Genomic DNA, 6,395 nt, shown 5'->3' on the forward strand with positions numbered 1-6,395 from the left:
TAAAAAATATCTCTATAATCATATAGTGTTGAATTCCTAGTAATAAATTAGAAATTATTCTTTTTTCATCAAAATTATTGATATTTTTATGTAAGGTTGAAATATAAAAACTTTCAATATTATTTAAAAAATCAATATAGATATCAAAATGTAAAAATTCAATATCTCGTAACAACTTATACTTAAAACTAGATTCTTTATAATATTCTAAGAATAAAAAAAGATACATTGTATGAAGTTCATTTGTTTGTAAATCTTTGTTATAATTATCTTTAACTAAAAATAATATCTCTTTTTTTAAATGATCAATAATTTCATTTAAAAAAATATCTTTCGTTGGAAAAAATGAGTAAAAAGATCCAACAGATATATCCATAGCTTTGGCAAGATCTTTAATTTTAACATCATGATATTCTCTCATTCCAAACAATAGTTCCCCTTTTTTTAACAATTGATATTTTTTATTGTTAGTATTGAGTCTTTTTCTTTGATATAATTCCATTTCAAAAATATTTTCAATAGGGAATATTTTTTCTTTAGAAAAACCATTTAAAAGAATATTAACTAAAAATTTAATATCAAGTTTTAGATTTCTAGAAGAAAAACTAATATTTATATATCTAATTGCACCTAATATATACATAATTTCATATTTATTAAGTTTTCTTTGGAAAATAGATTCTAAAGATTTTAAATATGCTTTTTTTATTCTATGTTCAAATTCTATAAAACGATATTGGCCTTCTCTAAAAATTTTTATTAATTTATATTCTTCTCTTGTAATTTCTAAATTTTTTTCAATATATATATTTAATCCATCTTCTAGTGTATTACTTGAAATATATTTTAATTTATTTTCAATTTTATTTGATATCATTTCTAATAAAAATTTAAATAGATCTTCTTTATTTTTAAAATATTTGTATATAATTCCATTTGAAATATTTGCAGTTTTACTAATTTCAAGTAAAGAAACATCAGCATATGGAATGTCATAAAATAGATTAATCGAAGCGTTTATAATTTTATCTTTAGTACTAAGCATTAATTCCTCCAGCAATTTTATTTATATATATATTTTTTTGAAAAATAAAAAAATTAATATAATTAAGATAAATAAGTTTTCCAAATAAAATATATTTATTGTAAAATGGATATGAGATTTTTTCATAATTTATTGATTGTGAAATCAAAATAAATGAGTTATCACTTAAAGCTTCTTTCTTTTTTAAATGATATTCAAAATTTAAAAGATTAAGTTTTTCTACAGTGGAATAAGAAAGAATACGTTTTTTCCAACCATTACCATATGTATTCCAACTTTTTAAACTCATATAATAATTTAATCTTTCTTGAAAGAAAACTTTATAAAAATAAGGATCTTCTCCTATTGAATTTAATAGATCAATAGTATTGCTTCCCATAACTCCATCAATGGAAATTTTATTGCTATTAAAATATCTATTGATAGATTTTTGGATAAGATTACTACCGGTACCATAACCTGTATTAAAAAATGTATCAAATAATGCTAATTTTAAATTACAATTATTAATTTCATCAACTCTATATTTTTTTAATAGATATAGAGATATTTCAATAGCTTGATTTTTAGTTAATGTTTCAATTTTATAATTAGTAAATTTAATCTTATTATATTCAATAAGAATAAAGTTTCTAATTCCATATTTAGAATATTCTTTTTTATTTCTCATAAGATGGTTACCTTCATGAGATAAAACTATATTAATAATATTATTTAAATATATTTCACTATTGCATGCAATTGAAGTATTTGTAAATATTATAAATACTATAATAATATATTTTTTCAGTGTAATCCCCCCCATTAAATATACATTAAAAGTGTGATGTACAGAGTATTATATATTAAATTACTCTTTTTTTCAATATTTGTTTATTCAAAATAGATATAATTGACAAATATATCTATAATAAGGTATATATTAAGTATCAAGTTTTGAAAAGGAGAAGTTATGGAGATTAAATTAAGAGAAGCATTAATAAATGATTTTAATCAAGTAAATCAAATTTTTTCATATACTCATGATATTCATGTTAAAGAAAGGCCTGATGTATTTAAAGAATCTATAAATTTTTTTTTAATAGATGAGTTTGAAAAAAATATAAAAAATGAAAACAAAAAAATTATAGTTGCTTTAATAAATGAAGAGATTGTAGGGGCATGTATGTTTGAAATAATAAAAATTGCTGAAAATAATTTAATGTACAAAAGAAGTGTAATACTTATTGAAATATTAGGAACTCTTCCTCAATTTCAAAAAAAAGGAATAGGAAGTTTATTTATTGATTATTTAAAAAAATATAGAGAGGATCATAATATTTCCACTATTCAGTTAACTACTTGGTGTTTTAATCACAATGCTCTTAAATTTTATGAAAAACATGGCTTTTTAAAAAGAAATTATAGATTAGAATTAAAATAAATTATTAAGTGAGGAATTATTATGATGAATATTGATTTAGAAAAATGTATAGGCTGTGGTATGTGTATTAGTGATTGTTTTGCCAATGATATTAAAATGATAGATGGAAAGGCTAGCATAAGAAATATAACTTGCTTTAAATGTGGTCATTGTATAGCTGTTTGTCCAGTAAATGCAGTTTCTACAGATGAATATAATATGGATGATGTTAAAGAATATAATAAAAATACGTTTACAGTAGAATCTGAAAATTTATTAAATTTTATAAAATTCAGAAGAACAATTAGACATTTTAAAGATAAAAAAGTAGAAAAAGAAAAAATATTAAAAATAATAGAAGCTGGGAGATTTACAGAAACAGCAAGTAATAGTCAGAATGTATCATATGTTGTTGTAGAAAATAAGATTGAAGAATTAAGAAAATTAACTCTTGAAAGTTTAAATAAAATAGGGAAAGAGTTATTAGAAACATCAAAAAATAAGTTATATTTAAAATATGCAAAAATGTGGATGGGAATGTATAATAAATATATAAGCTCTCCAAAAGAAGAGGATAATTTATTTTTTCATGCACCTTTATTAATTATTGTAGTTTCTGAATCAATAGTTAACGGATCACTAGCTTCTGGAAGTATGGAACTTTTAACAAATAGTTTAGGATTAGGTGCTTTATTTAGTGGTTTTTTTGTTAAGGCTGCAGAGTCTAACAATGAAATAAGAAAATTTTTAGGTCTTAAAGAATCTCAAGAGATAGTATCATGTATGGTTATTGGATATCCTGATATATCTTTTAGGAGAACAGTTCCTAGAAAAACATCAGAAATACTATTTATATAAATAAAGAAGGGGATAAAGAAAAATCTTTATCCCCTTTTTTTATGCTAACCAAGCTCCAAACATCCAAATATGTTTTTGATATAAAGCACCAATATCAGTAATTAAAGCTAGGGTTTCTTGATCATCTAAAGTTTCTCCCAGTTTTAGAATTATATTAATCTCTGTTAATAATAATTTAAAGTCTTCATGAATAGCAGACACAGCTTCTCTACTATTATATGCTTTACTTTCTAATTCTTGAAGAATGGTATGCTTTAAATAAACATCAAGAGATGCAAAAGGTCTTTCTTTTTTCATTAATAATCTTTCTGCCACAGAATCAATTTGTAAATCTACTTCAGCCATAATTTCATCTAACATGGGGTGTAGTACAAAGAATTGTTCACCTACTAAATTCCAGTGAAAATTATGTAGTTTAGTTTTAAAAATATGTAAATCACCTATAAATTTATTCATCTGTAATATTAACTCTTTTCTATTATCCATAAATCCTCCTTAAAATATAATAAATTGTTATAACTATCTTTTCAATAAATAAACAATAATCCTTTATTTACTTAATTAATTTAATTAATTATTTAGAAATTTTACTAAATTTTCTTTACTTATTTAATATGATAAAATAATCATGAAAACAAATTTAATAAAATTTTTAGGAGATGTAATATGAAAAAAGAAACTGTTTATGAACAATCTTTAGAACTTCACGAAAAAAATAGAGGTAAGATAGAAGTTATCAGTAAAATACCTGTAACTTCAAAAGAAGAATTAAGTCTTGCTTATTCACCAGGAGTAGCAGAGCCTTGTAGAAGAATTGCTGCAAATAAAGCAGACGTATATAAATATACATCAAAAGGAAATATGGTAGCAGTTATAAGTGATGGATCAGCAGTTTTAGGTCTTGGAAATATTGGACCAGAAGCAGCATTACCAGTTATGGAAGGAAAAGCTATTTTATTTAAAGAGTTTGCAGGAGTTAATGCATTCCCAATTTGTTTAGATACACAAGATACAGAAGAGATTATTAGAACTTGTAAATTATTAGCACCAAGTTTTGGTGGAATTAATTTAGAAGATATTTCAGCTCCAAGATGTGTTGAAATAGAAACAAGATTAAAAGAAGAATTAGATATTCCTGTATTCCATGATGACCAACACGGAACAGCAATAGTTGTAACAGCTGGAATTTTAAATTCATACAAATTCTTAAAGAAAGATTTCTCTAAAGCGAAAGTAGTAGTATGTGGAGCTGGAGCAGCAGGATCTTCAATAATTAAAATGATTAAAAAATTAGGAGTAGATGATATCTTAGCTATTGATATTGATGGAATTATAGCTAGAGAAGATGAAAATAGAGAGTACAACTTCTTAACTACTGAATTATCTGAAATAACAAACAAACATAATACAAAAGGTGGATTAAGAGAAGCTATAAAAGGTGCAGATATCTTTATAGGTGTATCAGCTCCAGGATTATTAAAACCAGAGATGGTTAAAGAAATGAATACAGATGCAATTGTATTTGCAATGGCTAATCCAACTCCAGAAATAATGCCAGATGAAGCATTAGCAGCAGGAGCTAGAATAGTTGGAACAGGAAGATCAGATTATCCAAATCAAGTTAATAATGTTCTTGCATTCCCTGGGTTATTTAAAGGTGCTTTAGAAAGTGGAGCTAAAAAAATAACTGAAGAAATGAAATTCGCAACATCAAATGCAATAGCAAACTTAATTAGTGAGGAAGAGTTATCTGCAGAATATGTAATTCCAAGTCCTTTTGATCCAAGAGTTGCAAAAGCAGTTGCAAAAGCAATTTCAGATTTAGTAAAAAAATAATATAATAATAAGTGAGGTTTTAATGTGTTAAATACGATATTAAGTTCTATTGTCCCAGTGTTTTTTGTAATTGCTTTAGGGTGGTTTTCAGGTAAGAAAAACATTGTTTCAACAGAGCACAAAAAGGCATTTGCAGACTATGTAATGATGTTCAGTTTTCCTTTACATCTATTTATAGGAAGTGCAAAAGCTGATCCAAAAAAATTATTAGATCCAAAAATAATTTCATCTTTTGCTCTTGCTCTTATGGGTCTATATGCTTTATCATTTATAATCAAAAAGCATGTATTTAAATATGATTCAAGAAAAGCAGCTCAAGGAGCAATAGTTTGTGCATTCCCTAATATGGCGTTTATGGGTATTCCTGTTCTTACATCTTTAATAGGACCAGAAGCACTGATTTCTGTAGCAATTGGTAATGTAATTACAAGTATATTTATGATACCATTAACAACTATTATTTTAGAGTCTAATAATGCATCAGCAAGTCCAATGGCTATAATTAAATCAAGTATGATTAATTGTATTAAAAAACCATTGATTATAGCTCCTATTTTAGGATTACTATGTTCTGTATTACAGATACATATTCCAGTAGTTATTTCTCATTCATTTGAACTTATTGGAAAAAGTACATCAGGAGTGTCACTATTCTCTTTAGGATTAATAATGGCAAGTTATAAAATTGTTTTATCAACTGAAGTTTATTTCAATATTTTTATGAAAAATATATTACAGCCAGTTTTAATGGCGGCATTACTTGTTTTATTCCATTTAAAAGGAATGATGGCAAAAGAGATATTACTTCTATGTGCAATGCCAACAGCTACAATTTCAACAATGTTTGGATTAAAATATGGAGTATCTGAAGTTGAAAGTTCAAGTTCTACAATATTAGGAACTATTTTTTCAATAATAACATTGAGTTTTATAATCTCATTTATACTTTAAATAAAAAAATCTCGGAAAATATTTTCCGAGATTTTTTAAATATTTAAATATTTATAGAAATTTTCAGGCCTTCCAACTTCTCCATGAGAAACATTAACACTTAATTTATTTAAACTAACAAGATATTTTAAATATTTATTTAAAGTAACGGTGCTAATATTTAAATGCTCTGATATTTTATTTGCATTCCACCATTTTTTTTTGTTATCACTTAAAAATGATTCTATTTTTTCAAGGGTATTTTTATTTATTCCTTTAGGTAATTCAAGTGACCCTTCTGTAGTAAAGTAAGTATCATATTCT

Annotated in this window: 8 protein-coding genes; 4 read left to right on the forward strand and 4 right to left on the reverse strand. The window is 24.5% G+C overall.

Features of this window, described 5'->3' with window-relative positions; translation table 11 throughout:
* Both Q0V09_RS06275 and Q0V09_RS06280 read right to left on the reverse strand, forming a co-directional pair.
* A partial coding sequence (locus Q0V09_RS06275) for a TetR/AcrR family transcriptional regulator (RefSeq protein ID WP_297487725.1) occupies nt 1-1,045 on the reverse strand: 1,045 nt, incomplete at its 3' end.
* Nucleotides 1,038-1,715, reverse strand: coding sequence for a hypothetical protein (locus tag Q0V09_RS06280; RefSeq protein WP_297487727.1), 678 nt, complete (start codon nt 1,713-1,715; stop codon nt 1,038-1,040). The genes Q0V09_RS06280 and Q0V09_RS06275, both read right to left, overlap by 8 nt.
* Before the next feature lie 282 nt (nt 1,716-1,997).
* Between Q0V09_RS06280 and Q0V09_RS06285 the strand changes: the two genes are divergently transcribed.
* Nucleotides 1,998-2,468, forward strand: coding sequence for a GNAT family N-acetyltransferase (locus Q0V09_RS06285; RefSeq protein WP_297406647.1), 471 nt, complete (start codon nt 1,998-2,000; stop codon nt 2,466-2,468).
* 21 nt (nt 2,469-2,489) lie between these two features.
* Nucleotides 2,490-3,305, forward strand: coding sequence for a nitroreductase family protein (locus Q0V09_RS06290; RefSeq protein WP_297406649.1), 816 nt, complete (start codon nt 2,490-2,492; stop codon nt 3,303-3,305).
* Between the two features lie 39 nt (nt 3,306-3,344).
* Here the strand turns inward: Q0V09_RS06290 and Q0V09_RS06295 are convergent, their stop codons facing one another.
* A complete protein-coding gene (locus Q0V09_RS06295; RefSeq protein ID WP_297406651.1) occupies nt 3,345-3,791 on the reverse strand; it encodes a DNA starvation/stationary phase protection protein in 447 nt (148 codons plus the stop codon).
* 180 nt (nt 3,792-3,971) lie between these two features.
* Here Q0V09_RS06295 and Q0V09_RS06300 point away from each other — a divergent pair, with 180 nt between their 5' ends.
* Together Q0V09_RS06300 and Q0V09_RS06305 are read left to right on the forward strand one after the other, a co-directional pair.
* The gene (locus Q0V09_RS06300; protein ID WP_297487729.1) at nt 3,972-5,141 is read left to right on the forward strand and encodes a malic enzyme-like NAD(P)-binding protein; all 1,170 of its coding nucleotides are present in this window, start codon (nt 3,972-3,974) and stop codon (nt 5,139-5,141) included.
* Between the two features lie 24 nt (nt 5,142-5,165).
* Complete coding sequence (locus tag Q0V09_RS06305) at nt 5,166-6,092, forward strand: AEC family transporter (RefSeq protein ID WP_297407061.1); 927 nt, start codon at nt 5,166-5,168, stop codon at nt 6,090-6,092.
* Nucleotides 6,093-6,127: 35 nt separating this feature from the next.
* On the opposite strand, the gene Q0V09_RS06310 is transcribed toward Q0V09_RS06305, so the two are convergent.
* On the reverse strand, nt 6,128-6,395 hold a 268-nt coding region (locus Q0V09_RS06310), incomplete at its 5' end, for an HTH domain-containing protein (RefSeq protein WP_297487731.1).

The organism is uncultured Cetobacterium sp. (genome assembly GCF_947039425.1).
In the GTDB taxonomy this organism is placed as follows: domain Bacteria; phylum Fusobacteriota; class Fusobacteriia; order Fusobacteriales; family Fusobacteriaceae; genus Cetobacterium_A.

What these genes read in the sequence shown, in the direction of transcription:
- Q0V09_RS06280 (WP_297487727.1), bottom strand. Translation starts at nt 1,715, where the DNA reads ATGAGAAATAAAAAAGAATATTCTAAATATGGAATTAGAAACTTTATT.
- Q0V09_RS06300 (WP_297487729.1), top strand. Translation starts at nt 3,972, where the DNA reads ATGAAAAAAGAAACTGTTTATGAACAATCTTTAGAACTTCACGAAAAA.
- Q0V09_RS06285 (WP_297406647.1), top strand. Translation starts at nt 1,998, where the DNA reads ATGGAGATTAAATTAAGAGAAGCATTAATAAATGATTTTAATCAAGTA.
- Q0V09_RS06295 (WP_297406651.1), bottom strand. Translation starts at nt 3,791, where the DNA reads ATGGATAATAGAAAAGAGTTAATATTACAGATGAATAAATTTATAGGT.
- Q0V09_RS06290 (WP_297406649.1), top strand. Translation starts at nt 2,490, where the DNA reads ATGATGAATATTGATTTAGAAAAATGTATAGGCTGTGGTATGTGTATT.